Genomic DNA, 15,982 nt, shown 5'->3' on the forward strand with positions numbered 1-15,982 from the left:
CCCCATCAGTCCAGCCAGACATAGCCCGCGAGCCGCCCGGTGGAGCGGTCGCGGCGGTACGAGAAGTGGTCGCCCGACTCCAGCGTGCACGCCGGAGACTGCGCCCGGTCGCACACCCCGAGCCGCTCGAGCTGGGCGTGTACTCCGGCGCTCACGTCGACCGCCGGTGTGCCCCAGCTGGTTACAGCGTGCGCCGCCGGCTCGAGGGCGGCCACTTCGGCGCGCATCGCGTCCGGCACCTCGTAGCACCGGCCGCAGACGGCCGGTCCGGTACGGGCGACGATCCGGCCCGGCTCGGCACCGAGTTCGGCCATGGCCCGTACGGCGGCGGGGACGACCCCCTCGACCATGCCGGGCCGCCCGGCGTGGGCGGCGGCCACGACCCCGGCGACCGGATCGGCAAGCAGGACCGGCACGCAGTCGGCGGTGAGGACGGCGAGGGCGAGCCCCCGGCGGGTGGTGACGATCGCGTCGACCTCCGGAACCGGCCGTTCACCCCAGGGCTCGTCCACGACGGCCACGTCGGCGCCGTGCACCTGGTTCATCCAGACGACCAGGCCGGGGTCCAGGCCGAGCGACTTCGCCGCCAGCTCCCGGTTCGTCCGTACCGACCCGGGATCGTCGCCGACCGCTCCGCCGAGGTTGAGCTCCTCATACGGAGCGGCGCTCACCCCGCCCCACCGGTCGGTGAAGGCGAAGTGCGCGCCGCTCACGCTCTCGCGCTGTCCTATCACTTCAGGAAGTCCGGCACGTCCAGCTCCTCGGCCGCACTGTCCGAGTAGGTCCGCGGCGACGGGGTGACCGGCGGGGTCACCGGGATGTCGGCCACCGGCTCGGGCGCCGGCTCCGGCTCCTCCTTCGGGGTCACGCTGCCGAGCGAGCCGAAGGACGGGCGGCTCTCCGGCTGCCGTGCGGGAGCGGGCTCCTCACGGCGGGCCGGGGCCGAGGAGGACGCCGAGCCGAGGACGTTGTCCCGGCGGGCCGGCGGCTGGCCGCCGTCGAAGCCGGCCGCGATCACGGTGACCCGGACCTCGTCGCCGAGCGCGTCGTCGATGACCGCGCCGAAGATGATGTTGGCCTCGGGGTGCGCGGCCTCGCTGACCAGCTGGGCGGCCTCGTTGATCTCGAACAGGCCGAGGTCCGAACCACCGGAGATGGAGAGCAGCACGCCCCGGGCGCCGTCGATGGACGCCTCCAGCAGCGGCGAGGAGATCGCCATCTCGGCGGCGGCCACGGCGCGGTCGTCGCCACGGGCCGAGCCGATGCCCATCAGGGCCGAACCGGCCTCGGACATGACCGACTTCACGTCGGCGAAGTCGAGGTTGATCAGACCGGGGGTGGTGATGAGGTCGGTGATGCCCTGGACACCGGAGAGCAGGACCTGGTCGGCGGACTTGAAGGCGTCCAGGACCGAGACCTGGCGGTCCGAGATGGACAGCAGCCGGTCGTTCGGGATGACGATGAGGGTGTCGACCTCTTCGCGCAGCTCGGCGATGCCGTCCTCGGCCTGGTTCGCGCGGCGCCGTCCCTCGAAGGTGAACGGGCGCGTGACCACGCCGATGGTGAGGGCGCCGAGCGAGCGTGCGATGTTGGCCACGACGGGCGCCCCGCCGGTGCCGGTGCCGCCGCCTTCACCGGCCGTCACGAAGACCATGTCGGCCCCCTTGAGGACCTCCTCGATCTCCTCGCGGTGGTCCTCGGCGGCCTTGCGGCCGACGGCCGGGTTGGCTCCGGCGCCGAGTCCGCGGGTGAGTTCGCGGCCGACGTCGAGCTTCACGTCGGCATCGCTCATCAACAGCGCCTGTGCGTCGGTGTTGATGGCGATGAACTCGACACCCTTGAGACCGACCTCGATCATCCGGTTGATGGCATTGACACCACCGCCGCCGACACCGATGACCTTGATGACTGCGAGGTAGTTCTGCGGTGCTGCCACGTCGAAGGCCTCTCGCCTCGAATTACGTTGTCGCCGCCGGACGGTTCCCCGTACCGGGACGACGGATGCCGAATGGGACGGTCCGAACGCCGACCCGAACCCTAACCCTGAAGTTTAGGGTTACCAGTGTGTCTGTTCCCTGGAGTCTTCTGAACAGGACACTAAGTCGACAAGTGGCGCCCGTTCAACGAACACGCCGAACCTCCCGTTTTTCTTTTCACCCTATGTGATCAGCCGTAGCAGTGCCCAACCAGGGTGCTGGCCTGCGCTGATGTGCGTCAACTCCCCGATGACGCAGGGGCGGTGGGGACGCTGACATCGAAGTGCCGCGCGCCGGGAGCTGCTTTCATGAGAGCTGTGAGGGCCCGTGCCTTGACGCGGCCGCTCTCACCGCTACCCCATGCGACCGTGCGGCCGTCGCCCAACTCCAGCGAGATGTCGTCATAGGAACGGACTTGGACGGTCCGGGTCTCCCGCGCCACCGCGGCCGGCAGGTCTCCGGCGACCTGGACCGCCTCGCGCACCAGCCGGTCGATTCCGAACCGCCGGTAGCTCGCGGCACCCGAACCCGACTTGGACGCGGTCAATTCCAGCGCCGGGACGCCTTTCAGCGCCTGCGAAATCGTGGCGAAACGGACGCCCTCGTCGTCGACTTCGACGAAGTTCCCGGCTTTTCGGACAAGCAGCACCGGCGTCCGCTCGGTCACTTTCAGGCCGATTCCATGGGGCCAGGCACGGACGACGTCAACGGTGTCAATTCGGGGCAATTTCCGGCGAAGTCGGACTTCGATGGCACCCGTGTCGACAGAAACCAGCGGCGCCCCGATCGGCACCGAGGCGGCCTCGCGTACGTCGGCGGGGGTCAGCACCCGCGTGCCGGAGACGGAGACGTGCTCCAGGCGCAGCCACGAGGAGCCGTACAGCACCCAGCTGGAACCGCCCCCGAGGAGCACCAGGACGGACACCAGGATGACGATCGTACGAAGGCGCGGCTTCCCCCAACGCCGCGAGGGCGGCGGGCCGGACGACTCCTGCTGGCGTTCACCGCGCTCGGCGGTCGTCGGTCCGGCCACGCTCACTGCCCTTTCGTCATACGGTCCTAACGGCGCGAGGCGATCGCCTCGTACACCATGCCGACGAGCAGGTCGTCGGCGTCCCGGCGGCCGAACTCACCGGCGGCACGGGACATCTCGTACAGCCGGTGCGGGTCGGCGAGCACGGGCAGGACGTTCTGCTGCACCCACTCCGGGGTCAGTTCCGCGTCGTCGACCAGAAGGCCGCCGCCGGCCTTGACCACCGGCTGGGCGTTCAGCCGCTGTTCGCCGTTGCCGATGGGCAGCGGGACGTAGGCGGCCGGGAGCCCGACGGCGGAGAGTTCGGCGACGGTCATCGCGCCGGCGCGGCAGAGCATCATGTCGGCCGCGGCGTACGCGAGGTCCATCCGGTCCAGGTAACTTACCGGGATGTAGGGCGGCATTCCCGGCATCTGGTGCACCTGCGGCAGTTCGTTCTTGGGTCCGACCGCGTGCAGGATCTGGATGCCGGCCTGCTGCAGCCACGGGGCGACCTGCTGGACCACCTCGTTGAGGCGCCGGGCGCCCTGGGAGCCGCCGGACACGAGCAGCGTGGGCAGGTTCGGGTCGAGGCCGAAGCGCGCGCGTGCCTCGGGGCGGACGGCGGCGCGGTCCAGGATGGCGATGGAGCGGCGCAGCGGGATGCCGATGTAGCGGGCGTCGCGCAGCTTGCTGTCCGGAGTGGAGACGGCGACCCGGGCGGCGTACCGCGAGCCGATCTTGTTGGCCAGGCCGGGGCGGGCGTTGGCCTCGTGGATCACGATGGGCACACCGAGGCGCTTGGCGGCCAGGTAGCCGGGCAGGGCGACGTAGCCGCCGAAGCCCACCACGCAGTCCGCCTTGGTGCGCTCCAGGATCTGCTCGGCGGCCTTGATCGTGCCGCGCAGCCGGCCCGGGACGGTGATCAGCTCGGGCGTGGGCTTGCGGGGCAGCGGCACCGCGGGGATCAGCGCCAGCTCGTAGCCGCGCTCCGGAACGAGCCGGGTCTCCAGACCCCGCTCCGTGCCCAGGGCCGTGATGCCCATGGTCGGGTCCTGCCTGCGCAGGGCGTCCGCGAGGGCGAGCGCGGGCTCGATGTGGCCGGCGGTCCCCCCACCAGCGAGTACGACATGCACCGAAATTCACCGCTCTCCGGACGAACGCGCCGCTGAGGCACGCCGTCGCATCGTGTTCCATCTCCGAGGCCCCCGCTCGGCACCGGGGCCTCCCGCCCGCTTTCTACCAAAGCGAGGTTGCCGCATCGCAAGCGCCGCCCGCGCAGCGGGGTCGTCGCGTGCGAAGGCGATCAGCAACCCGATGGCGAACATGGTCGGCAGCAGGGCGGACCCTCCGTAGGAGAACAACGGGAGGGGGACGCCGGCGATCGGCAGCAGGCCGAGCACCGCACCGATGTTGATCACCGCCTGCGCGATGATCCAGGTCGTCACGCCTCCCGCGGCGTACCTCACGAAGGGGTCCTCCGTGCGTCCGGCCACGCGGATACCCGCATAGCCTAGAGCCGCGAACAGGGCGAGCACCGACAGCGTCCCCGCCAGGCCCAGTTCCTCACCGGTGACGGCGAAGATGAAGTCGGTGTGGGCTTCGGGCAGTTGGCCCCATTTCTCCACACTCGCACCGAGGCCGGATCCGAAGAGTCCGCCGGAGGCGAGGGCGTAGATCCCGTGCACGGCCTGCCAGCAGTCGGCGACCCCGGCCTTGGGCTCGGTGGCGCCGATGCAGGCGAGCCGGGCCATGCGGTTGGGGCTGGTCTTGATGAGGACCCCGCCGATCAGGCTCGCGATCGTCAGCACCCCGGCGAACAGCCGGGTGGGCGCCCCCGCGAGCCACAGCAGACCGAACAGGATCGCCGTGAGGATGATCGCGGTGCCCATGTCGCCGCCGAGCATGATCAGGCCCAGCAGGAGGAAGGCGACCGGCACCAGTGGCACCAGCATGTGCTTCCACTGGGTCAGCAGCTTCTTCTCCTGCTTGCGGGCGATCAGGTCCGCGCCCCACAGCACCAGGGCGAGCTTGCCGAACTCGCTGGGCTGGATCTGGAAGGAGCCGCCGAGGGAGATCCAGTTCTGGTTGCCGTTGATCGACATCCCTATCCCGGGCACCTGCACCAGGGCCATCAGGAAGACGGCGCCGGCCAGGATCGGGTAGGCCAGCGCCCGGTGCAGCTTCACCGGCATGCGGGAGGCGACGAACAGCAGCGCGCTGCCGATGAGGGCGGCGAGGGCCTGCTTGCGGAAGAAGTACGTCCCCGGCAGCGACAGCTGCAGCGCGGTGATCTGCGAGGCCGAGTAGACCATCACCAGGCCCAGCACGGTGATCAGCAGGCTGCCGCCGAGAATCAGGTAGTAGGCGGTCAGCGGGCGGTCCCAGGCCTTCCGCGCACGCATGTAGAGCCGCAGTACGGCGTTCTCGCGCGCGGGCCGGGGGGCGGCGGGACGGCCTGACGCCCGCTGCACGGGCGGCCGGCCGGTACGGCTACCGGGCATCAACGCCTCCAGTGAACGTCGACCGTCCCACGCGTCCCTCCCAAGATCCGCCCGGCAGGCGGCCGGGTCAGGCGCCGAGCTCGCGGACCGCCTCCGCGAACGCGTCACCGCGCTGGTTGTAGTTGGTGAACATGTCCATGGAGGCGCAGGCCGGGGCCAGCAGCACCGTGTCGCCGGTTTGCGCGAGCCGCTTCGCTTCCGTCACCGCCTGGAGCATCGCCCCAGTGTCGGTCCGTTCGAGGTCGACGACGGGTACTTCCGGGGCGTGTCGCGCAAGGGCCTCGCGGATCAGGGCACGATCGGCGCCGATCAGGACGGCGCCGCGAAGCCGCTTCGCGGACTTGGCGACCAGCTCGTCGAAGGTCGCGCCCTTGGCCAGACCACCCGCAATCCATACGATCGACTCATATGACGCCAACGAGGCTTCCGCGGCGTGCGTGTTGGTCGCCTTGGAGTCGTCCACGTAGGCCACCGAGTCGATGTCGGCGACGTGCGCGATGCGGTGGGCGTCCGGGCGGAAGGCCCTCAGCCCGTCGCGTACGGCCGTGGCGGGCACCCCGAAGGCGCGCGCGAGGGCCGCTGCGGCAAGGGCGTTGGCGACGTTGTGCGGGGCCGGCGGATTGACGTCGGAGACCTCGGCCAGCTCCTGCGCGTTCTTGTGCCGGTTCTCCACGAAGGCGCGGTCGACCAGGATGCCGTCCACGACGCCGAGTTGGGACGGGCCCGGGGCGCCGAGGGTGAACCCGATGGCCCGGCAGCCCTCCTCGACGTCGGCCTCGCGCACCAGGTCCTCGGTGAGCTTGTCGGCCACGTTGTAGACGCAGGCGACCCGATTGCCCTCGTAGATACGGCCCTTGTCGGCGGCGTAGGCCTCCATGGAGCCGTGCCAGTCGAGGTGGTCCGGGGCCAGGTTCAGCACGGCGGCGGAGTGGGCGCGCAGGGAGGGCGCCCAGTGGAGCTGGTAGCTGGACAGCTCCACGGCGAGAACGTCATACCGCTCCTCGCCGAGGACCGCGTCCAGCAGCGAGACGCCGATGTTGCCGACGGCGGCCGTGCGCAGGCCCGCGGCCTTCAGGATGGAGGCGAGCATCTGCACGGTGGTGGTCTTGCCGTTCGTGCCGGTCACGGCCAGCCAGGGGGCGGCGTCGGGTTCCCGCAGGCGCCAGGCCAGCTCCACGTCGCCCCAGACGGGCACGCCCGCCTTCCCGGCCGCCAGGAACAGCGGCTTGTCGGGCTTCCAGCCGGGCGCGGTGACGATCAGCTCGGTGCCCTCGGGCAGGGTCGCGCCGTCGCCGAGGCGCACGGTGACGCCGAGCGCCTCCAGCTCCGCGGCCTGCTCACGCGCGCGTGCGTCGTCACCGTCGTTGACGACCGTGACGATCGCCCCGCGCGCGTGCAGCACCTTGGCCGCCGGGACGCCGGAGACGCCGAGCCCGGCGACGGTGACGTGCTTGCCCTGGAACTCCGAAAGCCCAGTGGGCACCGAGGAGATCACTTGTCCGCTGCCCATCCCGCGTAGAAGAGGCCCAGTCCGACAATCACACAGATGCCCTGAATGATCCAGAAACGGACCACCACCAGGACTTCGGACCAGCCCTTGAGTTCGAAGTGGTGCTGGAGTGGCGCCATCCGGAAGACGCGCTTGCCGGTGAGCCGGAACGATCCGACCTGGATGACGACCGACATGGTGATGAGGACGAACAGTCCGCCCATGATGGCCACCAGCAGCTCCGTGCGGGAGAGGATGGCCAGGCCCGTGAGAACACCGCCGAGGGCGAGCGAACCGGTGTCGCCCATGAAGATCTTGGCGGGCGAGGTGTTCCACCACAGGAAGCCGAGGCACGCGCCCATGAGCGCGGAGGCGACGACGGCGAGGTCGAGCGGGTCGCGCACCTCGTAACAGGCGTTCGGGTTGGTCAGGGTCTGCGCGTTGGCGCAGGACTCCTGGAACTGCCAGACCCCGATGAAGGTGTACGCGCCGAAGACCAGGACGGAGGCGCCGGTGGCCAGACCGTCCAGACCGTCGGTGAGGTTCACGCCGTTCGACATCGCGAGGATCATGAACAGCGCCCAGACCACGAACAGCACCGGGCCGATCGACCAGCCGAAGTCGGTGATGAACGACAGCTTCGTGGAGGCCGGGGTGTTGCCGCGGGCGTCGGAGAACATCAGCGACAGCACGGCGAAGGCGATGCCGACGATCAGCTGGCCGGCCATCTTCGCCTTGGCCCGCAGACCCAGCGACCGCCGCTTGACGATCTTGATGTAGTCGTCGAGGAAGCCGACCAGCCCCATGCCGAACATGAGGCCGAGGACCAGCAGCCCGGAGTAGGTCGGGGCGTAGCCGGTGATGAGCTTGCTCAGGAAGTACGCGGCGATCGTCGCCAGGATGAAGGCGATACCGCCCATGGTCGGCGTACCGCGCTTGCTGGCGTGCTCGCGCGGGCCGTCGTCGCGGATGTACTGGCCGTAGCCCTTGCGGGCGAGGAGCTTGATCAGCAGCGGGGTGCCGACCAGCGTCAGGAAGAGACCGATGACGCCCGAGAACAGGATCTGCTTCATCATCGGGCATCGACCCCGCCCTCGACGAGCGCCTGGGCAACGCTCTCGAGACCCACCGAACGGGACGCCTTCACGAGTACGACGTCCCCCGGGCGCAACTCGCTGCGCAACAGGTCGACCGCCGCCTGTGCGTCGGACACGTGCACCGACTCCTCACCCCACGAACCCTCGTTATATGCGCCCAGTTGCAACCAGGAGGCCTCAATCCCCCCGACCGCGACGAGCTTGCTGACGTTGAGCCGGACGGCGAGCCGTCCGACGGCGTCGTGCTCGGCGAGCGCCTCGTCCCCCAGCTCGGCCATCTTGCCGAGCACCGCCCACGTGCGGCGCCCCTTGCCCATGGCCGCGAGCGCCCGGAGGGCGGCCCGCATGGACTCGGGGTTGGCGTTGTAGGCGTCGTTGACGATGGTCACGCCGTCCGGGCGCTCGGTGACCTCCATGCGCCAGCGGGAGAGGGAGCCCGCCTCGGAGAGCGCGGTGGCGATCTCTTCCGCGGACATGCCCAGCTCATGGGCGACGGCGGCCGCGGCGAGCGCGTTCGACACGTGGTGCTCACCGTACAGGCGCATGGTCACATCGCTTGCACCGGAGGGTGTGTGAAGCCTGAAGGAGGGCTGTCCACTGTCCGTGAGTCGCACGTTCTCGGCCCGTACGTCCGCTTCGGCCGACTCTCCGAAAAGGACCACCTTCGCCTTGGTACGGGAGGCCATGGCGCGCACCAGCGGGTCGTCGGCGTTGAGGATCGCCGCGCCGCCGTCCTCCGCGGCGGGCAGGGCCTCGACGAGTTCGCCCTTCGCCTGGGCGATCTGCTCACGGCCGCCGAACTCGCCGATGTGGGCGGTGCCGACGTTGAGGACCAGGCCGACCCTGGGCGGGGTCAGATCGGTGAGGTAGCGGATGTGGCCGATGCCGCGGGCGCCCATCTCCAGCACGAGGAAGCGGGTTTCCTCGGTGGCGGACAGGGCGGTCAGGGGCAGCCCGATCTCGTTGTTGAGCGAGCCCGGCGTGAACACGGTCGGCGCCTTGCGCCGGAGCACCTGGGCGATCAGGTCCTTGGTGCTGGTCTTGCCGGCCGAGCCGGTCAGGGCGACGAGGGTCGCCCCGAGCCGGCGTACGACATGGCGGGCGAGGGCGCCGAGCGCGGCCTGGACGTCCTCGACCACGATCGCGGGGACGCCGACCGGCCGCGACGCCAGTACGGCGACCGCACCTGCCTCGACGACCTGCGGTGCGTAGTCGTGGCCGTCCACGCGCTCGCCGACGAACGCGGCGAACAGGCTGCCGGGCACCACCTCGCGGGAGTCCCGGACGACCGGTCCCGTGACCTGGACGGACGGATCCGGTATGTCGTGCGTCTGCCCGCCGACGACTGCTGCGATCTCGGCGAGGGAGAGGGCGATCACAAGTTCATCCCTGGGTCTTCTGGATAGCTTCGCGAAGCACCTGGCGGTCGTCGAACGGACGGATCACGCCGGCGATGTCCTGGCCCTGCTCGTGGCCCTTGCCGGCGACCAGCACGGTGTCGCCGGGGGCGGCGCGGCCCACGGCGGCGGCGATCGCTGCGGCCCGGTCCTCGAAGAGGAGCACCTCCCCGCGCTCGTGCGCGGGCACGGACGCCGCGCCCTCGAGCATGGTCGCGAGGATCGCGAGGGGGTCCTCGGAGCGGGGGTTGTCCGATGTCAGTACGGCCGTGTCGGCGAGCCGGGCCGCAGCGGCGCCCATCGGGGCGCGCTTGGTCCGGTCGCGGTCGCCGCCGCAGCCGAGGACCACGTGCAGACGGCCCTTGGTGACCTTGCGCAGCGCCTTGAGCACCGACTCGACCGCGTCGGTCTTGTGTGCGTAGTCGACGACCGCGAGGTAGACCTGCCCGGCGTCCACGCGCTCCAGGCGGCCGGGGACGCCCGGCACGGCGGCGACGCCGTCGGCGGCGGTCTGCGGGTCGAGACCCGCCACGGCTAGGGCGACGACGGCGGCGAGGGTGTTCGCCACGTTGAAGGGGCCCGGCAGCGGCGACTTGGCGTGGATGCGCTCACCCTGGGGCCCGATGACGGTGAACGTCGAGTCCATGGGGCCGACCTGGACGTCCTCGGCGCGCCAGTCGGCGTCGGGGTGCCCCTCGGCGGAGAAGGTGACGACCGGGACGGTCGCCTCCGCGGCGAGCCGGCGGCCGTACTCGTCGTCGGTGTTGATCACGCCGAGTTTGCTGCGTTTCGGCGTGAAAAGCTGCGCCTTGGCCCGGTAGTAGTCCTCCATGTCGGAGTGGAACTCCATGTGTTCCGGGCTGAGATTGGTGAACACGGCGATGTCGAAGACGCAGCCGTCCACCCGGCCGAGGACCAGGGCGTGGCTGGAGACCTCCATGGCGACCGCCTCGACGCCGCGTTCGCGCATGACGGCGAACAGGGCCTGCAGGTCGGTGGCTTCGGGGGTGGTGCGCTCGGACTTGATGCGCTCCTCGCCGATGCGCATCTCGACGGTGCCGATGAGCCCGGTGCTGCGGGTGGTCTTGAGACCGCCCTCGACCAGGTAGGCGGTGGTGGTCTTGCCGGAGGTGCCGGTGATGCCGATCTGCAGCAGGTCGCGGCCGGGGTGGCCGTAGATCGTCGCCGCCAGCTCGCCCATCCGCGCGCGCGGGTCGTCCGCGACCAGGACCGGCAGTCCGGTCGCGGCGGCGCGTTCGGCGCCCGTCGGGTCGGTCAGCACGGCGACCGCCCCGAGGCCGGCGGCCTGGGTGACGAAGTCCGCGCCGTGCAGGCGGGCGCCCGGGAGGGCGGCGTACAGGTCGCCGGGGCGGACGGCGCGCGAGTCGTGGGTGATCCCCGTGATCCCGGCGGTGCGGTCCGGAGCGGCGGCACCCAGCTGATCGGCCAGTTCCGCGAGGGGTGTGGCGGAGACCTGAACCGGTCGCGGCGGTCCCGGATATGTCACGGAAGCGCCCTTCTGGGTGGTTTGGGACTGATCAGCGTGTGGCACGGCGGTGAGCGTACCGGGCGTACCCGCTCCGGAGCGAAGCGAGGGGCTCGAGGTGCCCCGGTTCCCGGGCTTCGGGGTGATGGTTGTCACGAGCTGGTTCCTGGTGGTCGTTCCGGGTGGTCGTCCGGGTGTGCTGATCAGGGCTTGTAGGCGACGGGCAGGTTCGCGGGCCTGGCCCCGGTCGGCGGGACCTGGAGGGTCTTCAGGGCGAACTCCATCACCTGCTTGTAGATCGGGCCGCAGATCTGGCCGCCGAAGTAGCTGCCGGACGTGGCGTTCTGGATCGCGCAGTAGACGGTGATCCGCGGGTTGTCCGCGGGTGCGAATCCGGCGAAGGACGAGGTGTAGCCGTGGTAGCGGCCGGTGGCCGGATCCACGCGGTTGGCCGTGCCGGTCTTGCCCGCCACCCGGTACCCGGGGATGCGGGCCTTGATGCCGGTGCCCTGCTCGTCGTCCACGACGGACTCCAGCATCTGGGCGAGGGTCTTCGCGGTCTTCGCACTGACCACACGGGCCTTCCTGGGCTGCGCGGCGGGTGCGAAGCGGCCGTCGGCGCCCTTGGTGCCGCGCACCAGGGTCGGCTCGACGCGGACTCCGCCATTGGCGATCGTCGAGTACACGGAGGCGGCCTGCATGGCGCTGAGGGAGAAGCCCTGGCCGAAAGGAATCGTGTACTGCTGCGATGTGGACCACTTGCCGGCGGGCGCGAGGATGCCCTTGGTCTCACCGGGGAAACCGAGTCCGGTGGCGCTGCCGATGCCGAACTTGCGCAGGTACGAGTAGAGGACCTTGTTGGCCTCGGGCTGGGTCTTGCCGAGCTGCCCCGTGGCGAGGATGGTGCCGATGTTGCTGGACTTGGCGAGCACGCCGTTGAGGGTGAGGTACCAGGTGGCGTGGTCCACGTCGTCCTGGAATAGCCGGTCGCCGCGGTGCAGCCGGTTCGGTACGACGACGTGGGTGAGCGGTGTGGCCGCGTTCTGCTCCAGCACGGCCGCCATCGACATCACCTTGGCGGTGGAGCCGGGCTCGTAGGCGTCCTGGACGGCCGCGTTGCCCATGGCCTCTCCGTCGGCCTTCGACAGGTCGTTCGGGTCGAAGCCGGGCGAGTTGGCCATGGCCAGGATCTCGCCGGTGCGGGCGTCCTGGACGATGACGTAGCCGCGGTCCGCCCTGGACTTCTTCACCTGCTCGGTGATGGCGTTCTGGGCGGCCCACTGGATGTCACGGTCGATGGTGAGTTCGACGTCGGAGCCGGGCACGGCGGGCGTCTCCGTCGATCCCGCCGTGGGCACCTCGCGGCCCCCGGACTGGGCGTAGCGGAGCTTGCCGTCCTTGCCGGACAGCCGCTTGTTCAGTTCCTGCTCGACACCGCCGCCGCCCTGGCCGTCGGCGTTGACCCAGCCCAGTATCCCGGCGGCGAGGTCGCCGTTCGGGTACACGCGCTGGCTGCTGGGGTCGGCGAAGACGCCGGAGAGCACGCTGACCGTGTTCTTGTCGGTCTCCGACTTCTTGCCGAGCGCTGCCTTCAGGTCCTTGATCTGCTTCCAGACCTGCGGGGTCTGCCGGGTGGCGAGCCGGGCGTAGCGCGACAGCCTGTTCGCGGGCCTGAGCTTCTTGGCGATCGCGGCCTGGTCCTGGCCGAGGATGGGCGCGAGCAGGGCGGCGGCCCGCTCCGGTCCGTCGGCGATCTTCAGCTGCTTGGCGGTGAACATCGTCGGGTCGGCCGTGATGTCGTACGCGTCCTCGCTGATGGCGAGGGCCACGCCGTTGCGGTCGGTGATCCCGCCGCGCTCGGCGGCCAGGGTGTGCACGACATAGCGGTTCAGCTGGGCCTTGGCGGCGTACGCGCTGGCGTCGACGGCCTGGACCTGGAGCAGCCGTACGACGAAGGCGAGCAGCACCAGGGTGAGCGCGAGGCCGACCATGCGCAGCCGGGGGCGTGGGCTGCCGAGCCGCAGGACGGGCGTGGGCGGCGGCCGGTACGCGCTGGGCCGGCGGGCCGGGCGGCCGCCGGGCCCGGGCTGGCGCCGGACGGCGCCCCTCGGACGGGGAGGCTTCGCGGGGCCGGGCACGCGGCGGCGCGGCGGTTCCCTGTCGGACACTTCCGTCACCTGCCGGGGGTCGGAGTGGGGGCGGGCTGGAGGGTGGTGAGCGGCGCCACGACCGCCGGCGGGCCGGTCAACTGGGCCGGGTCCGAGGCAGTGGGAGTGAGAGCGGGATCGGGGGTGGCGGGGGGCTGCGTCGGCGTGGCCGAGGGGGCCGCGGAGGGACCGGCGGCCGGGACGAGGGTCTCCGGGGCGACCGGGTCGGTGAGGGAGGCGGGTTCGGGACTGGCCGCGTTCGGTACGCCCTTGACGGTGCCGTCGGGACCGAGGAAGACCGGGTCGCCGCCGGGGACCATGCCGAGTTCGCGGGCGCGGCGCTGCAGGGCGTCGGGGGCCGAGTAGGCGTCGATGTCGCGCTGGAGGGACTGTTCCTCGTCGGTGAGGTTCTTCGTCCGCTTCTGCAGGTCGTCGAGTTTGAACGAGCCTTCGCTGAGGGCGGAGTTCAGTACCAGCAGTCCGATGAGGCCGCCGCCGAGCAGCAGGACCACGAGAAGGACGAACGGGGCACGGGCCGCTCGAGCGCGGCCGACCGGGAAGAGCCGGGCGAGCCGGGCAGCCCTCCCCCTCAGTTCGGGTTTCCTACTCACAGGCCCTCCGGTGGCTCCGGCGCGCCGACGGGTGAGTCCGGAAACCCAACCGACCCGATTCGCTCACTCGGCGTCCTCCCTGATGCGTTCGGCGCCCCGCAGCCTGGCCGGGGCGGCCCTGCGGTTCTCGGCGACCTCTTCCTCGGTGGGAAGTTCGGCACCGCGCGTGAGCAGCTTGAGCCGCGGCTGGTAGCGCTCGGGCACGACCGGCAGCCCGGGCGGCGCGGTGGACGCGGCGCCGGCCGCGAGCACGTGCTTCACCAGCCGGTCCTCCAGCGAGTGGTACGACAGCACGGCGATGCGTCCGCCGACACCGAGGGCCTTCACCGCGGCCGGGATCGCCCGCTCCAGGACGGACAGCTCGCCGTTGACCTCGATGCGCAGCGCCTGGAAGGTGCGCTTGGCGGGGTTGCCCCCGGTGCGCTTGGCGGCCTGCGGCAGCGCGTCCCGGATCAGCTCGACGAGCCGCGCGCTGTTGCTGAACGGCTCCTTCTCACGCTCGCGGACGATCGCGGAGACGATCCGCTTGGCCTGCTTCTCCTCGCCGTACGCGCGCAGGATCCGCACCAGCTCGCCCGCCGGATAGCTGTTGAGGACCTCGGCGGCGCTGATACCCGTCGTCTGGTCCATGCGCATGTCGAGGGGTGCGTCCTGGGCGTAGGCGAAGCCCCGGTCGGCCTCGTCCAGCTGCATGGAGGAGACGCCCAGGTCGAACAGCACGCCCTGCACGCGCGCGACGCCGAGCCTGCGCAGTACGTCGGGGAGCTCGTCGTAGACGGCGTGCACGAGGGTGGCGCGCTCGCCGAAGGGGGCGAGCCGCTCCCCGGACAGCCGCAGCGCCTCCTTGTCCCGGTCGAGGGCGATCAGCCGCGCCTGAGGGAACCGGGTCAGCAGCGCCTCGCTGTGGCCGCCTAGGCCGAGGGTGCAGTCGACGACCACCGCTCCCGGCCGCTCCAGGGCGGGTGCCAGCAGATCCAGGCACCGCTGGAGCATCACCGGGACGTGTCGACTCTGGCTCAAGGGGGCCTCTCAGGTCCGGCGGGCCGTACGCACCGCCGGGACCCCGCCCGCTCTGTGAAGGGGAGGCCTGCCGGCGCCGGAAGCGTCAGCCGACCGGGAGCGGGAGGAGGCCGAGCCGTACGTACGCGCCGCGCACGTGGGGAGACGGTCCGGGCGTCGTGCCTGGGTCTCCAGGGGTTTCACCAGCAGGGAGAGCCGCGCCTCCCGCTTCGCGTCACTTTAGTCCACCGTGTCTCGCGGTCAATCAACCGGCCTGCGCGTCGCGTACCGCATCACGGCGCGGCCCGCAATCGGAGCGAATTCACCCGTCCGCGTCTGTTTGCCCTCCGTGTGGGTTAGCTCACAACAAGCCACGATGACGTTCTTTGTCCGCTCTCACAGCGGGCTGCGACTGCTGGTGACCAGTAACGTCGTGGCTATGACGACTTCCGCAGCAGTTCCCACTGGATCCGAAGGCGCCATAACCAGCGGTGGCACCGTGACGGACCGCCTCGTCGGGTCCAACGAGCGCTATGCGTCCGCCTTCACCGACCCCGGAATGGACGCCCGTCCGGTCCTGCACGTGGCCGTGGTGGCTTGTATGGACGCCCGGCTCGACCTGCACGCAGCGCTCGGCCTGGAGCTGGGCGACTGCCACACGATCCGCAACGCGGGCGGCGTGGTCACCGACGACGTGATCCGCTCCCTGACCATCAGCCAGCGCAAGCTCGGCACCCGCAGCATCGTCCTGATCCACCACACCGGCTGCGGTCTGGAGGCTCTCACCGAGGACTTCCGCACCGAACTGGAGATGGAGGTCGGCCAGCGTCCGGCGTGGGCGGTGGAGTCCTTCCGGGACGTCGACCAGGACGTGCGCCAGTCCATGCAGCGGGTACGCACCTCGCCGTTCCTGCTGCACACGGACGACGTGCGCGGCTTCGTCTTCGACGTGCGCACCGGTCTGCTGCGCGAGATCGACCCGGCCTGATCCGGCTCGCGGGGGCCCGCCGGCCCGCCCCAACACCCCGGCTGCGGCGGAGACGTTTCGCCGCGCGTCATCGAAAACACCGGTCGAAAAGGCCGCAAGACCGACATAGTGCGGGCAGTTGTCCACAGGCGAGTGACACGAATCGGTAACGGCAGCAAGAATGCGGGGTGTGGGCGTCGCGTGGAACCTTTTCCGCGCGGTGTCCGTGTTTTCGGGGTGGGCCGGTTTCGCACGCAGAGCGACGGCCCGTAGTAAGAACGGGCCGAGGAGGGCCGG

The 15,982-nt window shown here is 70.8% G+C and carries 13 protein-coding genes; 1 reads left to right on the top strand and 12 read right to left on the bottom strand.

All coding sequences use genetic code 11. From position 1 onward, the window contains the following. Positions 1-5 precede the first annotated feature (5 nt). The 12 genes from pgeF to rsmH all read right to left on the bottom strand — a co-directional run bounded on the left by pgeF (position 6) and on the right by rsmH (position 14,739). The gene (gene pgeF, locus AC07CM_RS30195; RefSeq protein WP_478879621.1) at positions 6-734 is read right to left on the bottom strand and encodes a peptidoglycan editing factor PgeF; all 729 of its coding nucleotides are present in this window, start codon (positions 732-734) and stop codon (positions 6-8) included. Then, complete coding sequence (gene ftsZ, locus AC07CM_RS30200) at positions 731-1,936, bottom strand: cell division protein FtsZ (protein WP_478879622.1); 1,206 nt, start codon at positions 1,934-1,936, stop codon at positions 731-733. Before ftsZ ends, pgeF begins: the two co-directional genes overlap by 4 nt. 278 nt (positions 1,937-2,214) lie before the next feature. After that, on the bottom strand, positions 2,215-3,009 hold the full coding sequence (locus AC07CM_RS30205) for a cell division protein FtsQ/DivIB (RefSeq protein WP_478879623.1): 795 nt from the start codon (positions 3,007-3,009) through the stop codon (positions 2,215-2,217). Between the two features lie 26 nt (positions 3,010-3,035). Further along, positions 3,036-4,124, bottom strand: coding sequence for an undecaprenyldiphospho-muramoylpentapeptide beta-N-acetylglucosaminyltransferase (gene murG / locus AC07CM_RS30210; RefSeq protein WP_478879624.1), 1,089 nt, complete (start codon positions 4,122-4,124; stop codon positions 3,036-3,038). A gap of 6 nt (positions 4,125-4,130) precedes the next feature. Further along, entirely contained in the window at positions 4,131-5,492 is a 1,362-nt protein-coding gene (gene ftsW, locus AC07CM_RS30215) for a putative lipid II flippase FtsW (RefSeq protein ID WP_478879625.1), read from the bottom strand. A 67-nt stretch (positions 5,493-5,559) separates the two neighbouring features. After that, a complete protein-coding gene (gene murD, locus AC07CM_RS30220; RefSeq protein ID WP_478879626.1) occupies positions 5,560-7,002 on the bottom strand; it encodes a UDP-N-acetylmuramoyl-L-alanine--D-glutamate ligase in 1,443 nt (480 codons plus the stop codon). Beyond that, a complete protein-coding gene (gene mraY, locus AC07CM_RS30225; RefSeq protein WP_391329135.1) occupies positions 6,984-8,054 on the bottom strand; it encodes a phospho-N-acetylmuramoyl-pentapeptide-transferase in 1,071 nt (356 codons plus the stop codon). Before mraY ends, murD begins: the two co-directional genes overlap by 19 nt. Beyond that, a complete protein-coding gene (locus AC07CM_RS30230) occupies positions 8,054-9,457 on the bottom strand; it encodes a UDP-N-acetylmuramoyl-tripeptide--D-alanyl-D-alanine ligase (RefSeq protein WP_478879627.1) in 1,404 nt (467 codons plus the stop codon). Before AC07CM_RS30230 ends, mraY begins: the two co-directional genes overlap by 1 nt. Positions 9,458-9,461: 4 nt before the next feature. Continuing rightward, positions 9,462-11,117, bottom strand: a complete 1,656-nt coding sequence (locus AC07CM_RS30235; RefSeq protein ID WP_478879628.1) for a UDP-N-acetylmuramoyl-L-alanyl-D-glutamate--2,6-diaminopimelate ligase — start codon at positions 11,115-11,117, stop codon at positions 9,462-9,464. Between the two features lie 47 nt (positions 11,118-11,164). Further along, positions 11,165-13,129, bottom strand: a complete 1,965-nt coding sequence (locus AC07CM_RS30240) for a peptidoglycan D,D-transpeptidase FtsI family protein (protein ID WP_478879629.1) — start codon at positions 13,127-13,129, stop codon at positions 11,165-11,167. 5 nt (positions 13,130-13,134) lie between these two features. Further along, on the bottom strand, positions 13,135-13,719 hold the full coding sequence (ftsL, locus tag AC07CM_RS30245) for a cell division protein FtsL (protein ID WP_478879630.1): 585 nt from the start codon (positions 13,717-13,719) through the stop codon (positions 13,135-13,137). Positions 13,720-13,782: 63 nt separating this feature from the next. Next, positions 13,783-14,739, bottom strand: coding sequence for a 16S rRNA (cytosine(1402)-N(4))-methyltransferase RsmH (gene rsmH, locus AC07CM_RS30250; protein ID WP_478879631.1), 957 nt, complete (start codon positions 14,737-14,739; stop codon positions 13,783-13,785). Between the two features lie 355 nt (positions 14,740-15,094). Here rsmH and AC07CM_RS30255 point away from each other — a divergent pair, with 355 nt between their 5' ends. After that, the gene (locus AC07CM_RS30255; RefSeq protein WP_478879632.1) at positions 15,095-15,706 is read left to right on the top strand and encodes a beta-class carbonic anhydrase; all 612 of its coding nucleotides are present in this window, start codon (positions 15,095-15,097) and stop codon (positions 15,704-15,706) included. The last annotated feature ends 276 nt before the right edge of the window (positions 15,707-15,982 follow it).

The organism is Streptomyces sp. NPDC044061 (genome assembly GCF_056434305.1).